Here is a 25,395-nt window from a genome sequence, read left to right as displayed (position 1 = left end):
CATTAATATTATGTCCGGTTGAATAGTTATAAATAATCAGGGAGGAGTTAGGAGTCAGGAGGGAAGAAGAGGTGGTTTTAAGGTATAAGAAGGAGAGAGTTTTTTTTCACTAATTGTCCGGACATGATATGACTAGCGATCAGTATTTTCCCTACCGGAATGCTCCGCAAACAGCACTCAGCTTTCGGCACGTTCCAACTTCGGTCATTCTTCCTTGTTCCTTCTGCTATATACCAAATCCATCTACAACAAAGTACTTTTGACAAAACTCTAATAACTTTACAGCACTTTTGCCGGTCTCTGAACTACGTCGTCACAACCAAAATCCCGTAGGGACATTAACGGCAGCTTTGCCTGAGCAAATGGCCATTAGCTACGCACAACTACGTTAACGCCCCTACTGTAGTCTACCGAAATGAAATTAATTTAATTAGGACTTGCTGATTAAATCTAAAAGCATTGACAGATAAAGACAAGTGCCTTTTTGGGGCCTTTAAAAAGTGCAAATTTTTCAGCCCTTCATGCTCATGCATGGAGCGTATTTTAGGCTCATAGTTGGGCAGAAAAATCATTTTTACAATTTTTACTCCTACCTCCTCGCTCATCCCCCGTTCCTCCTGTCTCCTGTCTCCTACCCCTACTAAAAGACTTTATTCAGCAAACCCTAATTAGTTTAATTAGTTTGAAGATTTTTTCCAAGGTGATTGATAATATACTTGAGAACCTTTGTCTGAGACAAAATGACAAACCAAATAAGAGTTGATAAAACTCTTCCATACAGGTTCGCTTGAATACCGATAATATTCACCCAAAATAGGTTTTATTGCCTCCGTAGCTGTCTTTAAATGATAGTGTGGCATACCCAGAAAAATGTGATGAGCTACATGAGTACCAATATCGTGGTGAATAGAATTGATAAAACCATAGTCGCGGTCAATACTAGACAATGCACCTTTAAGGAAATACCAGTCATCTCCACGATACCAGGGAATATCTGCTTCAGTGTGGTGTAAATAGGTGACTAAATCTAACCAGACAACAAATATTACATAAGGAACTAGGTAATATTTTACTAAAAATACCCAACCAAACTGATAGGTGAGCCATCCCAGAAAACCTACCATTAACATCCAAAGTGCTGAACTTGTTAAGACATCCCACTTTTCAGAAGGACGAAATAATGGACTCTTAGGCAGAAAATGGGAGCCAGCACGATTAGGCGATCGCCTAAATAAATAGAGTGGATAAGCTAATAATGGCAGGTAAAAGCGAAATAGCTTTTCATACCAAGGCATCATATTATACTTACTCTCAGAAACAGGATACCAACTTTCATCAGTATCAATATTTCCAGTATTAGCATGATGGGTTCTATGACTAATACGCCAACCGTGGTAAGGCACAAGAATGGGAGTGTGAGACAAATGTCCAATTAGGTTATTAAACCATTTATGTTTGGAGAAGGAGCCATGGCCGCAGTCATGTCCCACTACAAATAATGCCCAAAACATAGTTCCTTGCATTAACCAAAAGATGGGAAAAAAGAACCATGAATCTAGATTATAGGCGATTGCATATAGACCAGCAATAATGCCAATGTCAAGAAAAAAGTAGCTCAGAGACTTCCAGACAGAAGGCTCAAAACAATGTGGAGGAATAGCTGCTTTCACTTCTTGAAGAGTAAAGGGTAACTCTATTTTAGAGGGAGTTGAGTTTGTATCAGTTGCTTGACCGAGAACAGTGTTTGATTGCACTAAATTTTCAACTTTTTGTAATATGTCTGATATTTCATCTTGAAGTAGCACTCAGCAATCAGCTTCAGCTATCAGCTTTTCAAGGTGTATAATGGGAGATTATTTCTCCTGATAAAAGGCGCACCACTAATTTTTCAAACACAGTGGGGGACTTAAACCAAACCCTTGAATTTTTAGCTTATAGCTGAAGTGCGCTCTAGCTGATAGCTAGTTCACAAGTCACATTTTGCGGATTTAGCTTCCATCAACTACCCCTAATTCTTCTGAACTAACAGAGAGAAATGGGGTATCAATTTATGGAACTTTTACTGCATTAGGACGAATCTCATCAGCTATAGAACAAAAGCTAGTGAGAGATGAAACGACCACTATTGTATATTATCTAGGGGTAATTTTTGACAAAAATTTTATATTTCTAGTGCACCTTCTAAAAATCTAGACAATCCTAGACACGCTCTTCATCGGTGAGGTCAAGCGATTTTTCGACTCACCTGTCCATAAGTCTACTGGCAAAGAAGGTTAATGTTCCGCTCAAGCACATTGAGTTTAGGATTCCCTAGGCGGGTTTTCATCCTTATGAAAAGTCGAGTGCAAAACACTCCATAATCGTTGCTAAAATCCTCTGGTCTTAGCAGACGTATGTAATAATAACACAGATTAATGGCTTAAAAACATAGACATTTTGTAGATATTTGTCTAGGATAGTCTATATTTTTCAGCTCTAGCAAGCAACAGGATGGCAGAAATAACTAACCAGGGTTTGCTGAAAAAGTCTTTTAGTAGGGGCAGGAGACAGGAGACAACCCACCCCTAACCCCTCCCAGGAGGGGAAGACAGGAGACAGGAGAAATGGGAATGAGTGAGGAGGTAGGAGTAAGAATTGTCAATTTGGGATTTTTCTGCCCAACTATGAGCCTAAAATACGCTCCATACATGAGCATGAAGAGCTGAAAAATTTGCACTTTTTAAAGGCCCCAAAAAAGCTAAAGTCTTTATATGTCAATGCTTTTAGATTTAATCAGCAAGCCCTAACCAGTTATAAAATCCTAAAAGCCTTAACAATCAATACTTTTGACTTTTGACTTTTGACTTTTGACTTCCACGTGGCACTAGGCTAAAAATAGCTTATAGGCTGGGTTTTGGCTTTCATCCCAATAGCGATAACCGAAATTATGGACAAAGTTTTGCCATTCGGCCATCTCATCAGGGGGGACTTGCATTCCGACCACAATACGTCCATAATCTGCCCCATTATTACGGTAGTGGAAAAGACTAATATTCCAGTTGGGACTCATAGAAGCGACAAATTTCATTAATGCTCCTGGCCGCTCGGGGAACTCGAAACGATAAAGTAGTTCGTGATGGGCAAGGGGAGAGCGACCCCCGACCAGATGGCGCAAGTGTAATTTTGTCAGTTCGTCGTCAGTTAAGTCCAGGGTTTTCAAGCCTTGAGCTTCAAAAGTTTCTACTATTTTGGCCGCATCAGCACGGTTTTCTATTTGTACTCCTACGAAAATGTGTGCTTCTTTTTCCTCAGCAATGCGATAGTTGAACTCAGTAATATTACGTTTGCCAAGACAGTCACAAAATCTGCGGAGACTACCTGGAGTTTCGGGAATAGTAACGGCAAATATGGCTTCGCGACGTTCCCCAAATTCTGCTCTTTCAGCCACAAAGCGGAGGCGGTCAAAATTCATGTTAGCTCCACAGGCAACAGCGATCAGAGTTTCATCTTGAATTTTTTCTCGCTCGACGTAAGCTTTTGCACCAGCGATCGCCAATGCACCAGCAGGTTCGACAATGGAGCGAGTATCTTCAAACACATCTTTGATAGCTGCACAAGTATCATCAGTTTCTACGAGAATAATATCATCTACATATTGCTGACATAGACGAAGTGTTTCTTCTCCTACTTCTCGCACTGCAACACCATCAGCAAATAATCCCACTTGAGGTAAGCGGACTCGGTGTCCAGCTTTTAGAGACTGCGACATAGCATCAGCATCAGCAGGTTCAACGCCAATAATTTTGATTTCCGGGCGCAACCGTTTGACATAAGCAGCAATACCAGAAATTAAACCCCCACCACCAATAGCGACAAAGATAGCGTGAATAGGTTTTTGATATTGGCGGAGAATTTCCATACCAATTGTCCCTTGTCCAGCGATGACGTAGGGGTCGTCAAAGGGGTGAATAAAAGTTAAACCTTTTTCTGCTTCCAGTTGATGGGCGTAACTACAAGCTTCGTCATAGGTTTCGCCATACAAAATAACTTCGCCTCCCCTAGCTTTGACAGCATTAACTTTTAGTTGAGGGGTAGTGACAGGCATGACTATGATAGCGCGAGTGCCAAGGCGACCTGCGGCTAGGGCAACTCCTTGAGCGTGGTTTCCAGCGGATGCTGCGATGACTCCCTGAGAGAGAATTTCTGGAGGCAGTTGAGCCATTTTATTGTAAGCTCCGCGTAATTTGAAGGAGAAGACTGACTGCATATCTTCTCGTTTCAGTAGGAGGTTGTTCTGGAGGCGTTTTGAGAGGTTGGGAGCGGTTTCGAGTGGTGATTCTTGGGCTACGTCGTAGACCCTGGCAGTGAGAATTTGTACTAGGTAGTCGCAATACATAGGTTTTATTTGGTTAGTAAATGCTTGACTATCTTACCATGTAGACATCTGCAGAAGTAGGGGGTAGGGACGTTCCATGCAATGTCCGTAGGGAGTAGGCGGAAAGAATTAATGTATCTAGTACAATAATTAATTTGATTTTTTGGCGTTGCACAGTGATGAATGATTTGAGATTTTTGATGAATAGGATTTTGGATTCTAGAATTGCTAGAATGATTAATATTCGCTTTTTTTAGTCAAAGTATAAACCAATTTCTTGCAGTATCATTCGAGAATGTGCAACCCCGATTTTTTTGGCGTTGGAGATGTCTAATTTTTTTTAGTGGTAGTGCATTGTAATTATTGTTGTTACCAAGCAAGGTAGTGGGAGCATCTTGCTCCCTCGCTGCCATCCTGCACGCACTTGCACATATATCGTTAACGCCCCTACTCCCCTACTCCCCCACTCCCCTACTCCCCCACTCCCCTACTCAATAAAGTGTAGAAAAATGATATTACTCTTTCGGTGCTGTCAAAACATCCCAAGCTGCTTTACCTGCTTTAACTAAGCGATCGCCAAAATCCTGAACTTCTTTTACCATAGTCTCCCAGTTATTCTCAATATCTTTCTCTATCTTTTTACCAGCTTCTTCTATTTTTTTTGGATCGATCAGTCTGATCCGTTCGATAGTTTCCCTAGCTTGTTTGACTGCTTGAATATAACTATCACGGGTAAACTCTCCTGCTGCTTCCATTTCTGACTGAGCTAACCTTTTGATTGCTTCTACTAATTCTTGGGTTTCTTGCTTAGGGTCAGTACTTTGAGTAGTGGAAGTAATTTGACTTGAGTCTGTCTCGACTTCTACAATTGCTCTATCTTTTGGTACATTTGGTTCAGTCATTATTTTTGCTCCTAATATAGACATTACTAGGACTTACGCAAAGGCGCTACATATAACATATAGTAGATAAAAACTATAGCACTATAGTATTTATAGTTTTTTGTCGGAAAAAGGCGTAAGTCCTGTTTAAATTAAAATTTACGGCATTGCTGATTTGAGGTATGATATCATGTCCAGTTCAGAGGGCGATAGAACTCCGTTCCGCTCTCCGCGTTAACGTTTGCGCCCTTCAGACCTTAGCACAGTTTCGACCCAGGAGACAGGAAAGTTGTGCGCTAGCAAACAAAAAACTTTTCCCTTCTACTCTTCTTTCTTCTTCCTTCTTTCTTCCTGACTCCTGAGTTCCCCTCCACCGGAGGGGTTAGGGGTGGGTTGACTTCTCAAAATTTACTATCCCAGTAATTTTTGCTCTAATTGTAGCAACTTTTCAATTCGTGCCTCTGTGGAAGGGTGGGTAGAAAATAAATTAGCCATGAATTTACCAGAAAATCCATTCATAATTAATAATGGCTCAAAAGCTGGGTTAGCATTCAATGGCATTTGTCGGGCATTTTGGTCTAACCTCTGCAAAGCTTGAGCAAGAGCGCGGGGGTTGCCAGTTAAGTCACCAGCACCTGCATCAGCAGCAAATTCACGAGTCCGGGAAATTGCCATTTGTACAATACTAGCAGCAAGCGGAGCTAACATGATCGTCAATAACATCACAATTGGGTTAGAGCGGTTGTCGCGGGAACCCCCACCAAACCACATTCCATAACTCGCAATTTGAGTTAACCAAGATATCCCTCCTGCAATTGTAGCAGCTACTGCTTGAGTAAAGGTATCACGATTTTTGATATGGCTGAGTTCGTGGGCAATTACTGCTTCGAGTTCGTCCTCTGGTAAGATTCTCATAATACCTTCAGTAACTGCTACTGCTGCCTGGTGAGGGTCACGACCTGTGGCAAAAGCATTAGCTGCGGCAGTGGGAATAATGTAAACTGCGGGCATGGGTAGACGAGCGCGATCGCAAAGTCTTTCTACCATTTCATATAGTCCAGGTGCTTCTACTTGATTGACTGGTTGAGCGTTATAAGCTGCCAGAGCAATTTTATCTGAGAAAAACCAGGAACCCAGGTTCATTATAGCAGCTATAAAGTAGACCTATTGTAGCACCAGTTGTGCCACCTATTAACCAATAACTAACTGTAACTAATAGGGCACTAAGTATACCTAATAAAGCAACAGTTTTTACTAAGTTCATAAAGGGTGCCTCCTTTCAAGGCTAATGGTTGCTATTTATATTATCTGGTGGTTTTTAATTTTTTATGATTTCTATTTCATTGTAGCTATGATTATTTATCTATATTATAGTCGGAAAACTTGACAAAAGGTTCGGTTTTCCTTTGATAATTATTAGCACTCAGCTATTGACTTGATTTAATACCATTAAAAGATTATTAAGCTAGGTATTTGATTGCTAAACATTTACAAGCGGTAGTAGTAGATTAATTTGAAGTAGCGAGCGAGCATTAGGAATAAAGTTTCCCAGCATCCCAAATCATATTAATTATTAAAAATAATTCAGGAATCAGAGGAAGAGTTGATGAAAGCTATATTAACGAATATAGCTTTGGACTTAAACAGGAGTAAAAAAATATGGGACAGAGTGGTGGCAGCAGCGATCAAAACAGTGTTCCTGAGAATGGGGAACAGAGTGGTGGCAGCAGCGATCAAAACAGTGTTCCTGAGAATAGGGAACAGACTGGTGGCAGCAGCGATCAAAACAGTGTTCCTGAGAATAGGGAACAGACTGGTGGCAGCAGCGATCAAAACAGTGTTCCTGAGAATAGGGAACAGACTGGTAGCAGCAGCGATCGAAACAGTGATCCTGAGAATAGGGAAATTTTGGAAAAGATCAAAAATATTATCAAGAATATCAAAAGGATAGTAATTCCCATAAGTCTTCTTGTTGGTACAATGAGTATGGTGGTTACAATAGTAGAATTTTCGAATTTATTTGAAAAGGATGATGAAGCAAAATATCAAGGTTGGTACGCATTTCAAATTGTTGGGAATGCAGTAGTCAGGGAGTTTGAAAACAGAAAAGCCCCTTTGTGGGAGACTTTGCCGCGTTTCAATTTTAACTTTGCGCCTCATAGTAATCAAACGACTTTGTTTTATACAGACTTTCCAATAAATCGAGAGGATTGAAGAAATGAGGGTTCTACTGTATACGATATGTCAGTGCTGGAAAATAGAGATATAAGTTATTACGATCCGCGTCAGGGAATTGAGAAACATAAAAAGAATTCAGGAACAATACATGCATTCATTTTGCAAGTTATTGCGGAAGTAGAGGAGAAAGGAGAAGAGAATCCTTTAATTTGTCTTTATGTTGTTGGCTCGGGAAGATCGACGATAGAGTCGAAATTTTTTGTAATTGTCAAGGCGGCAAAAGCCAAGCATGTAAAGAATTCCGATATTTATTTTTCAGGAGAAAAAGATTATTCAGGTGCAAAGAAAAAACCTGAAGCCAGGACAAGAGAGGCTTGCAGCGAATATGAACAAGATGGGGGGTTCATAAATATAGATAACATCACAATACAACAAGAGTAAACTGTAATAGGCAAACCATCAATGATTGGGATTTGGAAATTTCCTTCCACATCCGAAGACTCTCCTATTGCTAATGCGGAGCCTAGTGGCAGCTATATCGCTCCTCCTCGTCCTTTCCATCCCACAATCAAACTTGGCCTGAAAACACCACCTTTTTTGCCCAGGCCCGCTATTTAGGGTTTGCTGAAAAAGTCTTATGGGTGAAGGTAGGAGAATCCCCTCCATCAAAAAAAACGATCGCAGCTCCCACGAAAGGCGATCGTTTTTTTTGAAAATAGGAAACCGAGATTTCGGCTTATCTCATCGGGATCACGGGGTGACAAGAGCGCGATCGCTATTAGAAAACATGCTTGGCGTTTATTTCATATTCCATTGATATAGCCAAAGATTCTTAAGTTTTTCAATTGTGCTTTCCTTGTCTCTCACTATCTTTTTCCAGCCTGCTCGGATCGCGTCCTTTTCCTTCTTTGTTAGTTTCCATGAGAGTGGTGGCTCATATTCACCTTCTGCGCTATAAAATGATTGTTTTGCTTTTAGTTCTGGAGTAACTTCTTGCTCTGCAGTCTTTAGTCCTAGTTTTGCTTCCTCAGTAATAGAAGGGAAGAAGATGGGGAAATATTCAATTTCTACCTTTCCATCATTCTGTTTTGCGCTCTCCCATTCCTGCAACAATTCTACCTCAGTTAAATTGCGGGAAGTAAGAATTGGCTTGCGAACCTTGAATAAGCCTAGCAACGGACCAATAGTTGCCATAAACAAACCTCGCTTCTTTTCCTTTTTAGGTTGCTCATTAGGTTTGGTTTCAGGAAAAGGATTGATTTGTAAGATCAGAATTCTTTTTATTTCTGGGGTAGTTTCTTCACCTTTTTGGGTAGGTTTTTCACGAAGAAGCTCCTCAAGCCATTCTAATGCTGTCACAAAACCAGAATTGTCGAAATAGCCACCATCAGCGACGTGATAATTTGCTATCTTGCGATCTTTACCATCAGCGACGCGGTCGTCGGCTCGACAAATGGGAGATATGTAAGGGAACGTGGCAGAAAGTCTTGCACCTGTGACAACATCAATATCTTTTCCTGGATAAAGACTATTAAAGTCAAAGAATTTTTTCTTAAAGTTGTTGGGAAATTTCGCTGGGGTAACTAGCAACCGCCAGCCATTGTCAACCAGAGTTGCATTCAATACAGGGAGCGGAATATTACCTTCTTCAACTTCCCCTCGCCAGTCGGCTAAGGTTTTTGGAGACTCTGGGGTTTTCATACGTCCTTGCCAGTCCTTCTCGATCGCAATACCTCGATCTCTGACTTTGGGAGTGAGAATGTCTGGTAGAAACGGGAGCAAAATCACGCGCCACAAGTCAGGATAGGCTAATCCCCAACCTACTGCATCTAAACTGTTTGCGGTAGCGCCCTCAAATATTTCTTCTGATTCTGAAGTCGGTGGAAACCCTTGATCTCTAAAGCGATCTAGATAATACATTGCACCTACTGAGCCACCAGAAACGGAACTAATTAATCCAATTGCTTTAGTAAATGATTCCCCTAACTCTTCTTGCAAGCCAGTCAATACTTGAGCCGTCCATCCAGCGGCTTGAATTCCACCTCCACTAGCACAGACAACAACTACAGTTTGTTTTGCAAGAGGCTCTTCTAGATCTTGTTTGTCCAGACGCTTTTGTAATAAGGCCGTCAAATTTTTTTGCTCTTCTGGCTGTTCTGGAGCATCCTTTAATGTAAAATAGTGATCGACATTCAAAAGCCTATAGAGCGCTACAGCAATCAGCACCCAGAAGAACAAGACAGAAATACGCGAGTAATCGAAGAAGAAGGTAAGACTGCCCAACAAAAGCACCGATACGGAAATTAACAACATTACATATAAAAGTGCTGGCGGTTCTTGTATCTTCTTATCGGGGGGCAACGAACTTGGCATAAAAAGCTTAAATGCGATTATATAGATAACAAAAAGAACGATGAAGAAAACAATAGCGTCAAAATGATTGTTGTTTAAAATACCATTATCGATATAGCCTGCTGCTTTGGAAGAGTGTTGGGTCAAAAAGGAAATTGCTGTCACCAAAACCTTATTAATACCGGGAATTTTATCGACCGAGAGAAAGTTTTGAATCAGTTTGAAAAGAAACAAAAAGATAACGCCAAATGACACCCCCAAAAACAATCCAGACCATCTTTTGTTATTATCCATTTCTTCCTGGGATAATTCAAATACTGTCAGGGTCGTCGGTAATGCCAGGGCGATCGCTAACACATAATACCAAACTTTAGAAGAAGAAACTCCTGGCAGTTCCGGAACCCCAAAACGAGCTGGCGCACCACCAAGGATTATTCCAACAACAAAGGTTACGGCCATTCCCGCCACAGTTGCACCCAAAATTGTCAACGCAATTTGACCAGCGCCACCCAGGACAAAAAGATTCTTGAGCATAGATTTCAGGGCACCTGTTGCGAGGAAAGGGAGCGCAATAAGCAATACACCCATGAGCAGAGGTATGCGTAGAAAAAAGACATACTGCCAAAAGGCGCTAGGCAGTAGCAGCCATCCCGTAACTACTACCCCTACAAGCACCAGCCATAAAATAATTTTTTGAAGCACGATATTGCTTTCCTCCTAGAACGTTTAACTCAGCAAGACTTTACATTCACTGGACTTACGCTTTCAAGTCGGTTCTAAAGCTAAATGTAGTTTCCGGTGCGCGGTGCGGCACCATATACGTCTATTATACTACAATTTATTCTCTTCTTCCTTCTTCTTTCTTCCTTCTTTCTTCTTCCTTCCTGACTCCTCAAAATTTACTATCCCAGTAATTTTTGCTCTAATTGTAGCAACTTTTCAATTCGCGCCTCTGTGGATGGGTGAGTAGAAAATAAATTAGCCATGAATTTACCGGAAAATCCATTCATAATTAGTAATGGCTCAAAAGCTGGGTTAGCATTCAATGGCATTTGTCTAGCATTTTGGTCTAACCTCTGCAAAGCTTGAGCAAGAGCGCGGGGGTTGCCAGTTAAGTCACCAGCACCTGCATCAGCAGCAAATTCACGAGTCCGGGAAATTGCCATTTGCACAATACTTGCAGCTACTGGAGCTAACATGATCGTCAATAACATGAAAATTGGGTTAGAGCGGTTGTCACGGGAACCCCCACCAAACCACATAGAATAACTAGCTATTTGAGTTAACCAAGATATCCCACCTGCAACGGTTGCTGCTACTGCTTGGGTGAGAGTATCGCGATTTTTGATATGACTGAGTTCGTGGGCAATTACTCCTTCGAGTTCGTCCTCTGGTAAAATTATCATAATACCTTCGGTAACTGCTACTGCTGCGTGGTGGGGGTCACGACCTGTGGCAAAAGCATTAGCTGCGGCAGTGGGAATGATATAAACTGCTGGCATAGGTAGACGAGCGCGATCGCACAATTTTTCTACCATATCATAGAGTGCTGGTGCTTCTGCTTGATTTACTGGTCTGGCATTATAAGCTGCTAGAGCTATTTTGTCTGAGAAAAACCAGGAACCCAAGTTCATTACTGCTGCGAATACTAGCCCTACTGTTGCACCTGTTAGGCCACCGATTAACCAATAACTAACTGCTACTAATAAACCGCTAAGTATTCCTAATAAAGCCACAGTTTTTACTATGTTCATAAAGGTTGCCTCCTGTTAAGGCCAATGGTTTCTATATTTTATTCTCAGGTGGCGATCACTCTTTTATGATATTTTTTTCATTGTAGCTTTTACGATTGGTTTACTTATGGTCGGAAATCCTGACAAAAGGTTCGGTTTTTGTGAAATTTTATAGCTATTAATACTCAGATCGTCTCTCTTTAAATACCCACAAATAACATTTATTAGGCAGCAGTAGGGACGGGTAGTGCTCAATATGTGATGATAGAGGAGTAAAAGTTACTGTTGTCCATCCATGCCTACCTGTCCAAAGTGTGCATCTTCAAAAACTGTCAAAAATGGCCATATCCATAATGATAACCAGCGGTTTTTGTGCTGCGAATGTGGACGACAATTTGTGTAAAACCCTACCTAGAAAATGATTGACCAACCTACTCGCCAGCTGATTGACCGACTGTTATCAGAAAGGATTTCACTGGCTGGCATTGCTCGTGTAGTCCAAGTTTCGGACTAATGGCTACAAGCTGGCTGTCAACCAGAAATATGCACAAGTGCCCAGAAAGCTTAAGGTTCAGCCAAAAAAAAAGGAGAAGCTCACAATTAAATGTGATGAATTATGGTCATTTGTGGACAACAAAGGTAATCAGCAGTGGGTGTGGTTAGCGATGGAAGTAGAAGCTCGTGAAATTATTGGTGTTGATATCAGCTCACGGGATGAAGAAGCAGCTAGACATTTGTGGCAGTCCTTACCTGGGGTTGATCGTCAATGTGCCTTTGCGGAGCGTTGCGCTAGCAGTATCGCATACACTGATTTTTGGGCTGCAAGAGCGTGGTGTTTTACCCAGTAAACGACATCAAGCGGTGGGAAAAAAAACAGGGAATACTTCTGACATTGAATGATTCAATAATACCTTAAGACAAAGGGTATCCAGGTTAGTACGAAAAACTTTGTCCTTCTCCAAATAAGATTGAAAATCACATTGGCGCTATTTGGTATTTGATCCATCACTATAATCAATCATTACTTGTTTAGCACTACCAGAGGGGCTTTAGATTCCTCAAAAACCCACAATTTTTTGCCGATAGTTTTTTTGTGGAAAAACCGCAAAGAGTCGAAACAATATTATTTGTTATGTCACTGTGTTTATTAGTATATAATCTCGGCCAAAGAGAGTTAATAAATACTTGAAAAAGAACCAGTAATCTCCTCAAAAATCAGTTAGAAAATATGACAACTACTCCCACATTAAGATGTATATTTCAATGCTTTCAAGGAGTTCATTTGTTAACCATAAATCAACGCCAACAAGTAGTCGATCTCACAGAGGAACGGAGTTGAATTTTACAGTTTTTACCGTCCCCTTGCCAAAGATATTATCAGTGATGTGCTTCGGGTGTGCAATGATATTCCGCATCCTCCGGGACATGATCGCACTACCTGAATTGAGAAAACTGATTGATGCTCTCGATGGGAGTATAGTTGCTCCTGTATTTTCTACTGATGATCAGAACTTTCTGGTTGCTCAACAATACTTTAACCGTTCTACTAAACTTACCCAAACTTACCCATGAATGATTGCATGAGCTTTGGAGCTAGCTTCCTGTTTCACAGAAGACCACTGACCGCAGTCTGTAACTTATCTTCTCCACAGGCTTAAATTCGCTTGAAACTCAAGCTACTGACTCACATAGTTTTCTAGGTTGACAGCTGCATTAAAATCTCTGTCTGCAGTGAAACCACAGTGTCCGCATTCGTAAGTTCTCATGCTTAAAGACATTTTCTGTTGATGCCCACAGTGAGAACATATTTGAGAACTTGGATAAAATCTATCAGCTATGACTAATTCACTACCATACCATTCACATTTGTATGTAAGTTGACGCTTGAACTCATAAAAGCCACAGTCTGCTATGGCACTTGCTAGTTGATGATTTTTGAGCATTCCACTTACATTCAAGTCTTCTATCACTATGGTGCTGTGGTTTTTAGCTAACCATGTTGTGATTTTATGGAGCGTATCGGCTCTGATATTAGCTACTTTTTTGTGAGCCTTGGCTAATCTTTTTACTGCTTTAATTCTGTTTTTGGAACCAATAACTTTTTTACTGACTGCACCTTGATGACGAACTAATCGTTTTTTAGCTTGCCTGTAGGCTTTGACGTTAGCGTAGGTTGTTCCATCACTACAGGTGGCTAGGGTGTTTATACCTACATCTACACCAATAACAGCTCGTTTTTTAACAGGTGAATTAGGTGCTGGTTCTAAATCATATTTAAAGCTGATATACCAATTACCTGCACGTTTTGAGATGGTAACATTTTTGATGAGCACAGATGGCAAGATTTCATAAGTTTTTACTATTCCTATTCTGGGTAATTTTATATAGTTTCCTTTTAGGATTTTAATGCTTCCTTCTAGATAGAAACTGTCTTTTCCCCCCTTTTTCTTAAACTTAGGGAATCCACGTTTGGGAATAGTTAAAAAGTTCTTAAATGCCCTCTCTAAATCTCTTAATGCTTGTTGTGGGGCACATTTAGACACCTCATAATACCAGGGATTAATTGATTTTACTTCAGCTACTAAACGTTTATGCAAGGTAATTGCACTAGGGCGTTTTTGAGTTTCTTCGTACTCTTTTATGCAAGTTGCTAACCCCCAATTATAAGCATGACGAGCTACTCCTGCGTGCTTGGCCACTATTGTTTTTTGTTGATTGTTAAGTTTTAGCTTAGTTTTAAAAGATTTCATTTCAATTGAGCTGCCACCTCTTTTAATTGTTTGACAATTTGTTTGTTTTTATTACTTCTTGAACCATAAAGTCTGGCAGAAAAAACTGTAATTATTTCTATTACATCTTGAGCTAAGACTTCCTCAAAAGTAGAGTCTTCAGAACGATTAATAATAACTACTTCTGTGCCAAATATTTCACACAAAGTAAATATCAAGTCACTACCAAATCTCAGCAATCTGTCTTTATGAGTTAAAACTAATCGCTCTACTTGGTCTGAACAAATCAGTTTTATCAGTTTAATTAAACCTTTTTTACGATAGTTCAAACCACTGCCTAAGTCTGATATCACTTCAAATGACCAACCTTGTTGAGCGCAGTATGCCTCTAAGCAGGTAGAAAAATGCTTCCATTTGCCTATTTCCCCATCTCCCCATCTCCCCATCTCCCTATTTCCCCATCTCTTTTTAAATAGATCTCAAATGGGTTCTATAAGTCCTATGTCTATCAAGTCTATGTAAGAAAATGAACGCCAGTGATATCAGTGCTATTCAATTCACTAAAAAATTCTTCAAATGTACCTGATGTTGAAATACCCAGGGTATTTGGGTTAAAGATAAATACATCTTCGTCTTGACCCGATACATCAGTTACAGAAAAGCTGCCAGTTGTGGACAGAAGTAGTTGCTCTCCATTAATACCGATAGCATCAATGTCTTCACTATTCCCGGTAAGATCTACATCACTACCGTTGAATTCAATAGACCAAGATCCACTGGTGTTACTGCCTAAAGTATCAGGATTGAAACGTAGTATATCTTCATCTTTACCGCTAACTTCTGAGACATTAAAGCTCCCTCGAGTGGAAATTAGAAGGTCTCCAGTAAGAGGATCGACACTCAGACCATCAATATCTTCACCATCTTCAGTTAAGCCAACATCTGAACCATCGAAGTGTAGCTTGAAAGAACCGCTACTGTTGTCTCCAAGTGATGTGGGAATAAACTTAACAATGTCAGAGTCATCTACTTGGATGCCATTTATATTTTTAGGTCTCTCAAAAGAAAACAGAATTTCATTATCGTCAATCACTTCAAAAGCATCAATCCTAAAACCCTTAAGACCAACATCTGAACCATCGAAAAATTTACTGAAACTCTGGTCAGTTAGATTATACTCAACGATGTCTTCTCGTCTGAAACTAACTCCACCTAGAGTTTGGTTGTTTTTTAGGCTAAACAGTAAAGATTCAGTTTCGGGAGTTGGTAGCTCAGGTTCGGGAGTTGGTAGCTCAGGTTCGGGAGTTGGTAGCTCAGGTTCGGGAGTTGGTAGCTCAGGTTCGGGAGTTGGTAGCTCAGGTTCGGGAGTTGGTAGCTCAGGTTCAGGAGTTGGTAGCTCAGGTTCAGGAGTTGGTAGCTCAGGTTCAGGAGTTGGTAGCTCAGGTTCAGGAGTTGGTAGCTCAGGTTCAGGAGTTGGTAGCTCAGGTTCCTGTACTTCATAAGCACCGATATCTACCGTACCATTGACAATGCGATCGAATTCCTGCCCCCGTTGGTCAGACGTTAATCCTGTTGCACCTCCGTTATCCCCAGCATCAATAGCAATACTATCAGGGAGTAAGGCGTGGGTTTCAGTGGAACCGCCGTTATTTTGTAAGGGACCCAAACCAGGATCGCCTGATAAAAATGGATTATAATGGCCGTCTTCAATCAAATTATTGACGTTAGTGTCGATTTTGTTACTATTCAGCACGGCATCGCGACCAGTGCTGTTGGCAATGATGGTATTGGTGAGGTTTGTCCTCCCTTCACTAAATAAACCACCTCCACGTCCATCAGCAGAATTACCATAAATGGTAGAATTGGTAATTGTTGCGATACCAGAACTACTGAAAATACCTCCACCATCAGCGCTATTACCCACAGTACTGTTATAAGAAATAGTAGAGTTAGCAACGGTTAAATTGCCATTTTTACTGTAAACTCCGCCACCATCTGTTCGATCTAGGCCAACTGCTGAATTACCTGAGACAGTTGAATTGGTAATTTCTAGATCGCCATTGCGGCTAAAAATACCGCCCCCATCAGCAGATCCAAACTCACTGGTCATTAATGTCGAATTATTCGCGATGGTTGAGTTTTCGATTGTTGTATTACCATGGCGGTTATAAATCCCACCACCGCTACCCAGGGCAGTTCCTTCAAGAGTATTGCCAGAGATAGTCGAATTAGTAACCGTTATTTCACTATACCAACCGTAAATCCCACCACCATCACTCAGACCACCAGTGACTTTATTACCGGAAATAGTGCTATCAACAACGTTGAGCTGACCATTGCGGATGGATACACCACCACCGTCAGGGTCGTCACCAAAATCATTTTGAAATTCGGGGTTTCCGTCGGCTAATTGTCCCTTGACTTCATTATTAATAATATCTGTGTTGACGATTTTCAAATAACCACCATAACTATTGATTCCACCACCATCAATAGATCTGCCTATGTCGTATTGCCCCTCAATGCCAGTTGAGGTATTGCCGGAGATGATACTGTCTTGAACGGTCAGATTCTCGGAGGTGAAAATTCCACCACCACCACCTATTGGATTGCCTCCAGTAATGGTTAAGTCATCTATGAATACATCAATCAGATCATTATTGCCGTTATCGATATTGAAGACCCGGAAGCCATTCTGTTGTGCATCCACTGTCAGCAGATTTGCACCTAATCCATTGATGGTGAGAGAATTGGTGATCGATAATTCTCCACTGGTCAGTCCGATGGTCATTCCTGTGAGGGAACTATCAAAGGTAATGGTATCGGCATCCGGCGTAGCATTTGCCATCGCAATAGCATCCCGCAGACTGCCATTACCCGCATCCATGGTGTTGGTTACATTAAAAGTTGCCATAAGATTAGAATTTCCTGTTTATTTTGCCTAACTTTATCTTGATTTAGGGCTTTGTTGGATCAAAACACCATCAGCTTAATTTACAATGCTTTTATTAATAATAAAATCTTGTATGATACAGCAAGAGGTTCGGGATCTTCATGGAACAAAGCTTGGAATTTACTATAACATAAACATTATTACTTTTGAGTGATTTTTAGTGGCTTTACATAATCTTCATAATACCTTTACACAATCTTCATAATACATAGATTTTTATCCACAAAAAACGGTTAAACAAAGCATTATCTTTTTTGCTAAGGCTACAAAATTTTACCCCTAAAAAATAGCACAGATATTTGTGCTACTGAAACTCAAAGAAATTGAACTATTATTACCATTCTTTAAACATTTATTTACCAAACCATAACTTATCTAGATCAAGATAGCAATCAGAAATAATTTGTCAAATATCTAAGGATATATAAAAAATCTGAAACTTTTACCTCTATTCCCTGTTCCCTGTTAAGAGTTCCCTAAATTCAAAGATATTTTTACCCGCAACTGAAATAGGATTGCTATCACAAACAAAGTCAAAAAAATTACTATCTTATTTCTATCACTTCATCCTGTGAAAAAATTGAACTTTACCACCAATTTAACTAGATTAATAAAAGTATATAACTATACTAACTATTTATTAAAAAAGTATACTTTACAAAGGTTCAAGACTACCTTACAATCAATATTAATTTGAACAAATATCAAAATATACCTTAATTAACTATGTCCAAAAACAAAAAGAATGCGACAGAAAGTGCAGAAACTAACGCAGAAAAAAATTTTAGCGATCCACAATACTACTTTAATAGAGAATTTAGTTGGTTAGAGTTTAACCGTAGAGTTTTATCTGAAGGTTTAGACCCCCGTACTCCCTTATTAGAGCGTTTAAAGTTTTTAGGAATTTTTAGTTCTAATTTAGATGAATACTTCATGGTCAGAGTAGCAATTCTGAAAAAACAAATAGAAGCTGAAGTAAATAAATTAACTCCAGACGGTCGTACCCCCCAAAAACAACTTGATGGGATTAATCAAAGACTATTGCCAATGGTTTCTTTACAACATCAATTCTTTGAGCAAACCTTACGACCAGAATTAGTAAAAAATGGCATTCAGATCCTACATTATATAGACCTAAATCAAAAACAAAAAACATACTTACAAAACTATTTTGAAGAACATATATTTCCTGTATTAACACCTTTAGCTATTGATGCTAGTCACCCTTTTCCCTATCTATCTAATCTCAGTTTAAACTTAGCAGTAATGCTGAAAAATCCAGAAACTCAGGAAGATTTATTAGCCAGAATCAAAGTTCCCAAAATATTACCTCGGTTTTTACCCTTACCAGAAAAACTACAGGTGCAAGAAAAGAATGAAACTGTAAATTGGATGGGAGTAGCTCTCGAACAAGTCATTGCTCATAACTTGGGTGCTCTGTTTCCTGGTATGGATATCCAGGAATATCATCTATTTCGGGTTACTCGTGATGCCGATCTATCAGTGCAAGAAGATGAAGGTGATGACTTGCTATTGGTAATCGAAAAAGAACTAAGAAAACGCCGTATTGGTGGTACCGTAGTGAGAATGGAAATTAATCCAACAATGCCGAGTACATTAAAAAAGATATTAATGGAAAAGTTGGAGCTATCAGAAAAGGATGTATACACAGTAGATGGATTACTTGATTTAAAAGATTTGATGTCATTCATGGGGTTACCATTACCACAACTCAAAGATCCAAATTGGGCATCTACTATGCCATCACGGTTGCGAAATTATGGTGATCGCATAGCAACTTCTGACCAGAATAAGAATAATGGCATAGACTTTTTTGCAGTCATTCGCCAGAAAGATGTATTGGTACATCATCCATATCACTCTTTTGCAAGTACGGTACAAAGTTTCATTACTCAAGCTGCCCACGATCCTAATGTTTTGGCAATTAAGATGACTCTCTACCGGACTTCTGGAGATTCACCTATTATTAATGCTTTAATTGCTGGAGCAGAAAATGGCAAACAAGTAGCAGCATTGGTGGAATTGAAAGCAAGATTTGATGAAGAAAATAATATTCAGTGGGCGCGGAAGTTAGAACAATCTGGCGTTCACGTTGTTTATGGTTTAGCAGGTCTGAAGACTCATACGAAAATTGTGATGGTGGTGCGTCAGGAAGAAGGTCATATCCGTCGCTATGTTCATATTGGCACTGGTAACTATAATCCCAAAACAGCTAAATTTTATACTGATTTAGGTTTATTTAGCAGTCGCCCAGAGTTAGGAGCAGATTTAACAGATTTGTTTAATTTCTTGACAGGATATTCGCGCCAGCAGTCTTATCGGAAATTGTTAATAGCTCCTGTAAATATGCGCGATCGCTTTATTAAGCTCATTAATCGTGAAATTGAGAATTGCCAAAAAGGAAAAACAGGTCGCATTGTTGCTAAGATGAATTCTTTGGTGGACTCGAAAATAATTGCTAAGTTATACGAAGCTTCTCAAGCAGGGGTGAAAATTGATTTGATTGTTCGAGGTATTTGCTGTCTGCGTCCTGGTTTAGAGGGTGTAAGTGAAAATATTAAGGTAGTAAGTATTATTGGGCGTTATTTAGAACATTCTCGTATTTTCTACTTCTATAATAATGCTCAAGAGGAGTTATATATTGGTTCTGCTGACTGGATGCCTCGTAATCTTGACCGTCGGGTAGAAGCTATTACGCCTGTTGAAGATCCTGACTTAACGAAAGAGTTGCAAGAGATTATGGGTATTCTGTTATCTGACAACCGTCAAGCTTGGGATTTACAATCAGATGGTCAGTATATTCAGCGTCGCCCTGTTGATAATTCTCCAGAATTGGGTTCTCATAAAATTTTGATGGAAACATCAATCAATAATTAGATATAGGCACTAGACATCTACTCCACGCATAGGGAGTAGGCAGCTTTGCTGTAGGCAGTAGGGAACCCACCCCTCGCCCCTCCCCCTCCCAGGAGGGGAAAGAATTGATATATCTAGTGTGAGAATTGATTTTATTTTTGATTTTTACCAGATGTCTACTAGACTAAATTAAACTAGAAGATAGTATTTTGGTTTAAACTGTGAAAGTAAGTTTTAATTTTTGGCGTTGCTGATTCTAGGTATGATTTGATAATTTTGTCTTTTGTATTTTTTATTTTGGATAGTTTGAACTACTTGTTAATATTAACTTTTCCCTATTAATATCAAATCCGTTTAATTGGACATAAAAAAAATCTTCAATCGTCATAACTACGCTCATCTTTGTAATTCTTTCTTCTCCTGACTCCTGAGGACTGACTCCTGACTCCTCCTAACTTAACCATTCTATGGTTGTTTAACCGGATTTTATATAACTTTTCCCTATTCCCTATTCCCTATAAACTTACTTTCATACCTTAATTCAGCAATGCCTAATTTTGATATATTACTAAAGGAAAAGCAGGTGCAAATTGAAAAATTAAATTAGTGCTGAATCCACAATATTCAGAGGATGATTAACTCAGAAAATTTAGAAGAATCTGATGATCCGAGTCAGGGGAAATATTTTTCCCACTGTTCCCTCTTCCCTGCTGTTCTTACAGAAGAACAGTAATATCATGTCCGGATAATTAGTAGACCTCTGGTGAAAAAGATATAGATTTTTTGCAGGAGTAGGCAACAGGCAACAGATAAGATATTTTTAAGATATTTTTACGAAAAAGGCACGAGAAATAATTTTTTAGGGTGAATTTTTTGTATCCAAAACCTGCTCTAATTAAAAGGTTTATTTATTTTCTATCAGATGTCTAGTGATCAAAAAAACTTTCTCCTCCTCTTTCTTCCCTCCTGACTCCTGAGGAGGTCTACCTGACTCCTCCGTCGTTTATTTATAACTGTTCAACCGGCGTTGCACCATTGCGGGATGATGTGTGATTTGTTCCTAATTTTCAGGTTTTTAATTGGCACAGCGATCGCCAAATCAAAGAATCACAGAATTTAACTCAGATTATATGAGAAAGTTTTTGCTATGAGCAAATCATAAATCAGTAGTTTGATTGACAATCTAGGACATCTCCTTTGACGCGCGAGTCACAAAATGTTTTGCGATGTAGTCTAGCTAAATAATCACGTAATCTACTATTTTCTCCCTCTACTCTAGTCATAGATGTTTTACTAATGATTTGGTCTCCATTACTGTTGAAATTTTGGGTAAACTTGATATCCATCTGTTATCCAAAAATAGCAATTCCAATCCTTGATTTTTTCCCATAATTTTTCCAATGTTCCTGCACTTCTATCCCCGATTACATATTCTCAAATCTCAGAGTAATCCTGATCTAAAGCTGTCCAGACCCAGACCTTGTTTTTTTTTACCGATAAATGTTTGTAACTCCAGAGAGTTGACCTACCTGTGGCCTTCTAGAATTTTGATGATCTTCTGGCAACTGATTACCTGCTGGTTTAACGAATACGAATAACTGTATGATGATTGACTTTAGTAATTCGTTCAATAGCTCTAAATCCGTTGCCATTAAGGTACATAGTTAAACATTGCTCTTTAACTTTTTTTGAATAACCCAGTTGAGAATAATATTCAATCTTCTTGGCGACCACAACTGTGACATTGATAATTTTGTTTACCCCTTCTTCGACCATTTTTTCTAATATTATTAGAGTCACATTTTGGACAATTTATCTTCATTATTTGGCTGGCGATCGCGTAAATTCAAATTTTCTACTTAATTAGAAATCATCCCCCAGTGATGCAACGCCGTTCAACCGGACATGATATAAGTAGCTAATTAATTCAAAATTTAGGGGCGAACAACTTTTCGCCCCTGCTCAGATTAATTAATTGTTGTGGCTATAATTTTAGATAAATGTGATTAATTTATCGGCGTCGTCTAGATCCAAAACCACCACCGCGACGAGAGGGAGATAACCCACCACTACCAAAACTACGACGTTGTTGGCGAGGTTTTGCTTGATTGGAACGACGCAAGTCACTGGCACTAGCACCACTTCCTGTAGAACGATTGAGATTTTGCTGCTGTCTGCGAGTTTTGTTACTTCTAGTTGAATTAGTTACACCTGTAGCACGCAATGTTTGACGATTTTTCACTGCTGCTGGTGGAGCTTGATAACGTTCTTGATATCGGTTAACAGCTTGGTCATAGCTATTACCATACCCACCATAACCAGTCATTACTCCACCTGGTTGATAAACTGGCGGTACATAATATTGAGGTCTGAACAACATATTACTAATTGCTCCACCAACTACCTGACCTGCTATTGCTCCAGCAAAAGGTGTCCAGAAGTTAGACTCCCGACGCACAATTATTGTTTCTTGTCTACCTGTTTGGGGATCGGTTTGAGTTTCAGTTACGTTATGTACATATTCAATTTTAAAGTCTGGTTTAATGTGTAAACTAGCTTGGTTGCCATTAATCTCAGCATAGTTAGTTTTGCCTTCCTGAATTTCTTCCTCAGTCAAACTTGCCATTTGCAAATCTGTCGTACTATACATCGGTGGTGTACCTGACGGAGTATTCAGCAACATTAATGTATACTCACCGTTAGCATCATTATAAGTTGCCTGTTGTACAGGATATTGCCCCTGGGTTACTTGGTTTCGGTTTTGCTTAATGGGGTTGGAGGGAATATTGGGATTTGAGTTTTGATCTGAAGTTGTGTTTGAACTGCCACAAGCGACTGTTGTCCAACACAATGTTAAACACATAAACAATACCGTCAATTTACGCAACATATTTTATGATAACTCCTAAATAATCTAATTTTGAGTGAGTGTTACTTATTATTATACCTTTATTTTACCTTTGAGAGGGGAATAAAGAAGTCAGAAGTCAGAAGTTAACCCACCCCTCGCCCCTCCCCCTCCCAGGAGGGGAAGTAGGGGATGCGTGAGCAACCCTCCAAAAACCCGATCGCCTTAAAAGGCGAGGTTGCGCGACCCAATTATTTTGATCAACCGAACTATCTTAAGTTTTACCGAGAAATTGTAGTCTCAAGTCTCCCCTTTTAAGGGGATAAAAAAAAGAAAATTCCGTATTTTCGTAGCCTCCTTATTGGAGAGGTACTGTTAGCGTAGCTCCTCCGGAGGAGGCTAACTGATAACTGAAATAACCTACAGTGGAATCAATTCAGGAAAATTGAGTAATAGTTGTTCATTGTCTAACTCATCCCCTAAACGTGCTGGAGAAAAATGTATTTGAATGCCTCGCAGTTTTTCTTGATAATGCAGATTAATTAAGGCTTTTAATGCTACAGTCATTGCATTCATGCTAGCAAGATCGGCTTCAATATCTGGCACTTCTCCCTGAAAAGCAACTGTGAGCATTACTACTAAATTACCAGTAGGTGATAAAGTTAGAGGTTGGTCATCTGCCTCATAATCTTCATTGTCCCCAGAACTTAGGTAACGAGAGGCTGAGTCTGTAAAGAGTTCGTCAAAGAAATCTCCTGCTTCTCCTTCATCCCAGATCACATCTCCCTCATTAGAAGCAGACTGCCAATAGGTATCATACTGTAGGAGACTCTGACAGACTTCAACCAGTCTTTCTCCTGCTACTTCCAAGTTACCTTCTGATGCAACTATCTCCCTCACAGATCGATTCAAAACACCCAATAAAGGCGTTACCTCTGAACCCGCTAAGTGAACAAATAAACGAGAGACAACAAATCGAGTTTTACCTGTAAATTTCTTGAAACTATCTTGCCAAGAACTCATAATTTACCTTCAAAAAAATCAAAAGTCAAAATTAAAAAGTCAAAAGTAATAAACGTTAATTATATCATGTTTGGATAATCAGTTATGATTAAAATTTAGTGGTTATATCAAATCTCATTAATTAGCCATAATAAAAATGTTTTTCTCTCTCATGCGTTGTTAGGAAGGATAGGTTAATCTCCCTATAGAAAATTAATCAAGCAATGGCTAAAGTAGCGAGTGTTTGACAACAAGCAATTCCACCTACCCCTCTAGCTTCCCTCCTGGGGAATGGGGGTGGGTACACCTCAAGGGGGGGAAATAAGTCCCCTAAAGTCCAAACGTCACATTACACGGTATGGAAGAAAGACTTATGGAATTTGCCAAATCTATAGACATGAAAAAACCGAAAGGATTGAAAACCCTGATTAAACCATCCTCCAAAAGTATCAGAACTCATTATCGAAAATTAGCAGAAAATCGAAAATTAGCAGAAATATGTTACCTTCATACATCTGCATCAGCTCAAACACTAATAGCTAAATTGGCGTTGCTGAAGAGCGTGTATGGTATTAATCTTAATTAATTATTTAGGAGTCAGTCCTCAGGAGTCAGGAGGGAAGAAATACAGCAGTTTCCCAAGTTATGAGGTACAGTTAGAAATAAGAATTTAATCATGTAGTTATCAAGTCATATCCAACAGAACTGCGAGAAAAAATAGTTGCTGCACATATTCACCAGAAAGTATCAATTCGTCAGGTTGCCATGATATTTTCTGTTGCTAAAAGTTTAGTGCAAAAACTGGTAAAGCAACAGAAAACAGATGGAAATTTAGAACCCTTAAAACCTGGGAAACCAAGGTTTAGTCATCTGACAAATGCAGATTTAGATTTAAAACAATTGGTATCAGAACATCCAGATGCAACTCTAGAATAATTATGTGAATTATTTGGATAAAAACAGGAAATTTGGTAAGTCGTACTGCCATATTTCGAGCTTGAAAAAAACTGGGATTAAGCCTTCAATAATTGATAATTGATAATGGATAATTTATAATTACCTCTCCCTAAAATGAAGAGGATTGAATAAAAGGAAATTTTTTTTCTTGTTTCTCCTTTAAAGGAGAGGCTTTAAACCTTAATTATTCGGTAAAAAAAAACACTTAGTAGTAGCCAAGCGGGGACAGAAAGAGTTCAAAAATTAAGAGCATAATATGGGGAAAAAGTGAAAGATATAGACCCAGAAAATTTAGTGTTTATAGATGAAACAGGTGTAATGCTTGGTTTAACAAGAACTCATGCCGGTTCAAACAAGGGAACTATAGTATATGAAATGAAGCCATTTTTCGAGGTCAAAAAGTTACAGTAATTGGTGCAATAAGTGTTAAAGAAGTAGTAGGGTTAATGACAATAAATAATTCCATGGCAAGAAAGCATTCAAAGTATTTATTGAACATTTTTTACTGCCTGATTTATGGCCAGGAGCAGT

At 39.3% G+C, this 25,395-nt stretch carries 18 protein-coding genes and 5 pseudogenes; 10 read left to right on the top strand and 13 right to left on the bottom strand.

The window, feature by feature from the left end; translation table 11 throughout:
* Positions 1–677: 677 nt before the first annotated feature.
* The 5 genes from F6K18_RS30835 to F6K18_RS37040 all read right to left on the bottom strand — a co-directional run bounded on the left by F6K18_RS30835 (position 678) and on the right by F6K18_RS37040 (position 6,499).
* Positions 678–1,754: a DUF3474 domain-containing protein gene (locus F6K18_RS30835; RefSeq protein WP_287526634.1), complete on the bottom strand. Its 1,077-nt coding sequence runs from the start codon at positions 1,752–1,754 to the stop codon at positions 678–680.
* Between the two features lie 1,109 nt (positions 1,755–2,863).
* Positions 2,864–4,375, bottom strand: coding sequence for a threonine ammonia-lyase, biosynthetic (gene ilvA, locus F6K18_RS30830; RefSeq protein WP_287526618.1), 1,512 nt, complete (start codon positions 4,373–4,375; stop codon positions 2,864–2,866).
* A 494-nt stretch (positions 4,376–4,869) separates the two neighbouring features.
* The gene (locus F6K18_RS30825; RefSeq protein ID WP_287526616.1) at positions 4,870–5,256 is read right to left on the bottom strand and encodes a hypothetical protein; all 387 of its coding nucleotides are present in this window, start codon (positions 5,254–5,256) and stop codon (positions 4,870–4,872) included.
* A 390-nt stretch (positions 5,257–5,646) separates the two neighbouring features.
* Positions 5,647–6,378 carry a M48 family metalloprotease gene (locus F6K18_RS30820; RefSeq protein ID WP_353735226.1) on the bottom strand — a complete coding sequence of 244 codons (732 nt, stop codon included), beginning with the start codon at positions 6,376–6,378 and terminating at the stop codon, positions 5,647–5,649.
* Positions 6,347–6,499: a hypothetical protein gene (locus F6K18_RS37040; RefSeq protein WP_353735225.1), complete on the bottom strand. Its 153-nt coding sequence runs from the start codon at positions 6,497–6,499 to the stop codon at positions 6,347–6,349. The genes F6K18_RS30820 and F6K18_RS37040 overlap by 32 nt, the downstream gene beginning before the upstream one ends.
* A 395-nt stretch (positions 6,500–6,894) precedes the next feature.
* Here F6K18_RS37040 and F6K18_RS30815 point away from each other — a divergent pair, with 395 nt between their 5' ends.
* From F6K18_RS30815 to F6K18_RS30805, 3 genes are all read left to right on the top strand, one after another.
* Positions 6,895–7,449, top strand: a complete 555-nt coding sequence (locus tag F6K18_RS30815; protein ID WP_287526614.1) for a hypothetical protein — start codon at positions 6,895–6,897, stop codon at positions 7,447–7,449.
* Positions 7,450–7,482: 33 nt separating this feature from the next.
* Positions 7,483–7,854, top strand: coding sequence for a hypothetical protein (locus tag F6K18_RS30810; RefSeq protein WP_287526611.1), 372 nt, complete (start codon positions 7,483–7,485; stop codon positions 7,852–7,854).
* A 196-nt stretch (positions 7,855–8,050) separates the two neighbouring features.
* A complete protein-coding gene (locus tag F6K18_RS30805; RefSeq protein WP_287526608.1) occupies positions 8,051–8,230 on the top strand; it encodes a hypothetical protein in 180 nt (59 codons plus the stop codon).
* Here the strand turns inward: F6K18_RS30805 and F6K18_RS30800 are convergent.
* Together F6K18_RS30800 and F6K18_RS30795 are read right to left on the bottom strand one after the other, a co-directional pair.
* Complete coding sequence (locus tag F6K18_RS30800; protein ID WP_287526606.1) at positions 8,212–10,467, bottom strand: hypothetical protein; 2,256 nt, start codon at positions 10,465–10,467, stop codon at positions 8,212–8,214. The two genes, F6K18_RS30805 and F6K18_RS30800, sit on opposite strands and share 19 nt — an antisense overlap.
* A 200-nt stretch (positions 10,468–10,667) precedes the next feature.
* Entirely contained in the window at positions 10,668–11,519 is an 852-nt protein-coding gene (locus tag F6K18_RS30795) for a M48 family metalloprotease (protein WP_287526603.1), read from the bottom strand.
* A gap of 274 nt (positions 11,520–11,793) precedes the next feature.
* On the opposite strand from F6K18_RS30795, the pseudogene F6K18_RS30790 reads away from it, so the two are divergent.
* From F6K18_RS30790 to F6K18_RS30780, 3 genes and pseudogenes are all read left to right on the top strand, one after another.
* Positions 11,794–12,531: pseudogene (locus tag F6K18_RS30790) on the top strand (IS1 family transposase).
* 6 nt (positions 12,532–12,537) lie between these two features.
* Positions 12,538–12,837, top strand: a pseudogene (locus tag F6K18_RS30785) (IS1634 family transposase); the annotation flags it as partial.
* Between the two features lie 62 nt (positions 12,838–12,899).
* Positions 12,900–13,070, top strand: a complete 171-nt coding sequence (locus F6K18_RS30780) for a hypothetical protein (RefSeq protein ID WP_287526601.1) — start codon at positions 12,900–12,902, stop codon at positions 13,068–13,070.
* A 104-nt stretch (positions 13,071–13,174) separates the two neighbouring features.
* Here the strand turns inward: F6K18_RS30780 and F6K18_RS30775 are convergent, their stop codons facing one another.
* Both F6K18_RS30775 and F6K18_RS30770 read right to left on the bottom strand, forming a co-directional pair.
* Positions 13,175–14,248 (bottom strand): RNA-guided endonuclease TnpB family protein, encoded by a 1,074-nt coding sequence (locus F6K18_RS30775; protein WP_287526599.1) that lies wholly within the window; start codon positions 14,246–14,248, stop codon positions 13,175–13,177.
* Positions 14,245–14,619: pseudogene (locus F6K18_RS30770) on the bottom strand (IS607 family transposase); the annotation flags it as partial. The pseudogene F6K18_RS30770 and the gene F6K18_RS30775, both read right to left, overlap by 4 nt.
* A gap of 871 nt (positions 14,620–15,490) precedes the next feature.
* Between F6K18_RS30770 and F6K18_RS37035 the strand changes: the two are divergent.
* Positions 15,491–15,754: a hypothetical protein gene (locus tag F6K18_RS37035; protein ID WP_353735227.1), complete on the top strand. Its 264-nt coding sequence runs from the start codon at positions 15,491–15,493 to the stop codon at positions 15,752–15,754.
* Here F6K18_RS37035 and F6K18_RS37030 read toward each other — a convergent pair.
* A pseudogene (locus F6K18_RS37030) lies at positions 15,729–17,018 on the bottom strand (choice-of-anchor Q domain-containing protein); the annotation flags it as partial. The gene F6K18_RS37035 and the pseudogene F6K18_RS37030 overlap by 26 nt on opposite strands.
* Positions 17,019–17,906: 888 nt before the next feature.
* On the opposite strand from F6K18_RS37030, the gene ppk1 reads away from it, so the two are divergent.
* Complete coding sequence (gene ppk1, locus F6K18_RS30760) at positions 17,907–20,078, top strand: polyphosphate kinase 1 (protein ID WP_287526597.1); 2,172 nt, start codon at positions 17,907–17,909, stop codon at positions 20,076–20,078.
* 1,095 nt (positions 20,079–21,173) lie between these two features.
* Here the strand turns inward: ppk1 and F6K18_RS30755 are convergent.
* From F6K18_RS30755 to F6K18_RS30745, 3 genes and pseudogenes are all read right to left on the bottom strand, one after another.
* A pseudogene (locus F6K18_RS30755) lies at positions 21,174–21,873 on the bottom strand (IS1 family transposase).
* Positions 21,874–22,068: 195 nt separating this feature from the next.
* Positions 22,069–22,947 carry a hypothetical protein gene (locus F6K18_RS30750; RefSeq protein WP_287526596.1) on the bottom strand — a complete coding sequence of 293 codons (879 nt, stop codon included), beginning with the start codon at positions 22,945–22,947 and terminating at the stop codon, positions 22,069–22,071.
* A gap of 378 nt (positions 22,948–23,325) precedes the next feature.
* Positions 23,326–23,928, bottom strand: coding sequence for a DUF1517 domain-containing protein (locus tag F6K18_RS30745; RefSeq protein WP_287526594.1), 603 nt, complete (start codon positions 23,926–23,928; stop codon positions 23,326–23,328).
* 352 nt (positions 23,929–24,280) lie between these two features.
* Here F6K18_RS30745 and F6K18_RS30740 point away from each other — a divergent pair, with 352 nt between their 5' ends.
* Positions 24,281–24,493: a hypothetical protein gene (locus F6K18_RS30740; RefSeq protein WP_287526592.1), complete on the top strand. Its 213-nt coding sequence runs from the start codon at positions 24,281–24,283 to the stop codon at positions 24,491–24,493.
* Positions 24,494–24,672: 179 nt separating this feature from the next.
* Entirely contained in the window at positions 24,673–24,843 is a 171-nt protein-coding gene (locus F6K18_RS30735; RefSeq protein ID WP_287526591.1) for a hypothetical protein, read from the top strand.
* Positions 24,844–25,395: the final 552 nt, after the last annotated feature.

Origin of the sequence: Okeania sp. SIO2C2 (assembly GCF_010692625.1) — a bacterium.
Taxonomy (GTDB): domain Bacteria; phylum Cyanobacteriota; class Cyanobacteriia; order Cyanobacteriales; family Microcoleaceae; genus Okeania; species Okeania hirsuta.
The sequence above is the reverse complement of the archived record's forward strand: the minus strand, read 5'-3'. Positions and strand labels throughout refer to the sequence as shown.

What these genes read in the sequence shown, in the direction of transcription:
- ilvA (WP_287526618.1), bottom strand. Translation starts at nt 4,375, where the DNA reads ATGTATTGCGACTACCTAGTACAAATTCTCACTGCCAGGGTCTACGAC.
- F6K18_RS30825 (WP_287526616.1), bottom strand. Translation starts at nt 5,256, where the DNA reads ATGACTGAACCAAATGTACCAAAAGATAGAGCAATTGTAGAAGTCGAG.
- F6K18_RS30820 (WP_353735226.1), bottom strand. Translation starts at nt 6,378, where the DNA reads ATGAACCTGGGTTCCTGGTTTTTCTCAGATAAAATTGCTCTGGCAGCT.
- F6K18_RS37040 (WP_353735225.1), bottom strand. Translation starts at nt 6,499, where the DNA reads ATGAACTTAGTAAAAACTGTTGCTTTATTAGGTATACTTAGTGCCCTA.
- F6K18_RS30815 (WP_287526614.1), top strand. Translation starts at nt 6,895, where the DNA reads ATGGGACAGAGTGGTGGCAGCAGCGATCAAAACAGTGTTCCTGAGAAT.
- F6K18_RS30805 (WP_287526608.1), top strand. Translation starts at nt 8,051, where the DNA reads ATGGGTGAAGGTAGGAGAATCCCCTCCATCAAAAAAAACGATCGCAGC.
- F6K18_RS30795 (WP_287526603.1), bottom strand. Translation starts at nt 11,519, where the DNA reads ATGAACATAGTAAAAACTGTGGCTTTATTAGGAATACTTAGCGGTTTA.
- F6K18_RS30780 (WP_287526601.1), top strand. Translation starts at nt 12,900, where the DNA reads ATGATATTCCGCATCCTCCGGGACATGATCGCACTACCTGAATTGAGA.
- F6K18_RS30775 (WP_287526599.1), bottom strand. Translation starts at nt 14,248, where the DNA reads ATGAAATCTTTTAAAACTAAGCTAAAACTTAACAATCAACAAAAAACA.
- ppk1 (WP_287526597.1), top strand. Translation starts at nt 17,907, where the DNA reads ATGTCCAAAAACAAAAAGAATGCGACAGAAAGTGCAGAAACTAACGCA.
- F6K18_RS30750 (WP_287526596.1), bottom strand. Translation starts at nt 22,947, where the DNA reads ATGTTGCGTAAATTGACGGTATTGTTTATGTGTTTAACATTGTGTTGG.
- F6K18_RS30745 (WP_287526594.1), bottom strand. Translation starts at nt 23,928, where the DNA reads ATGAGTTCTTGGCAAGATAGTTTCAAGAAATTTACAGGTAAAACTCGA.
- F6K18_RS30740 (WP_287526592.1), top strand. Translation starts at nt 24,281, where the DNA reads ATGGAATTTGCCAAATCTATAGACATGAAAAAACCGAAAGGATTGAAA.
- F6K18_RS30735 (WP_287526591.1), top strand. Translation starts at nt 24,673, where the DNA reads ATGATATTTTCTGTTGCTAAAAGTTTAGTGCAAAAACTGGTAAAGCAA.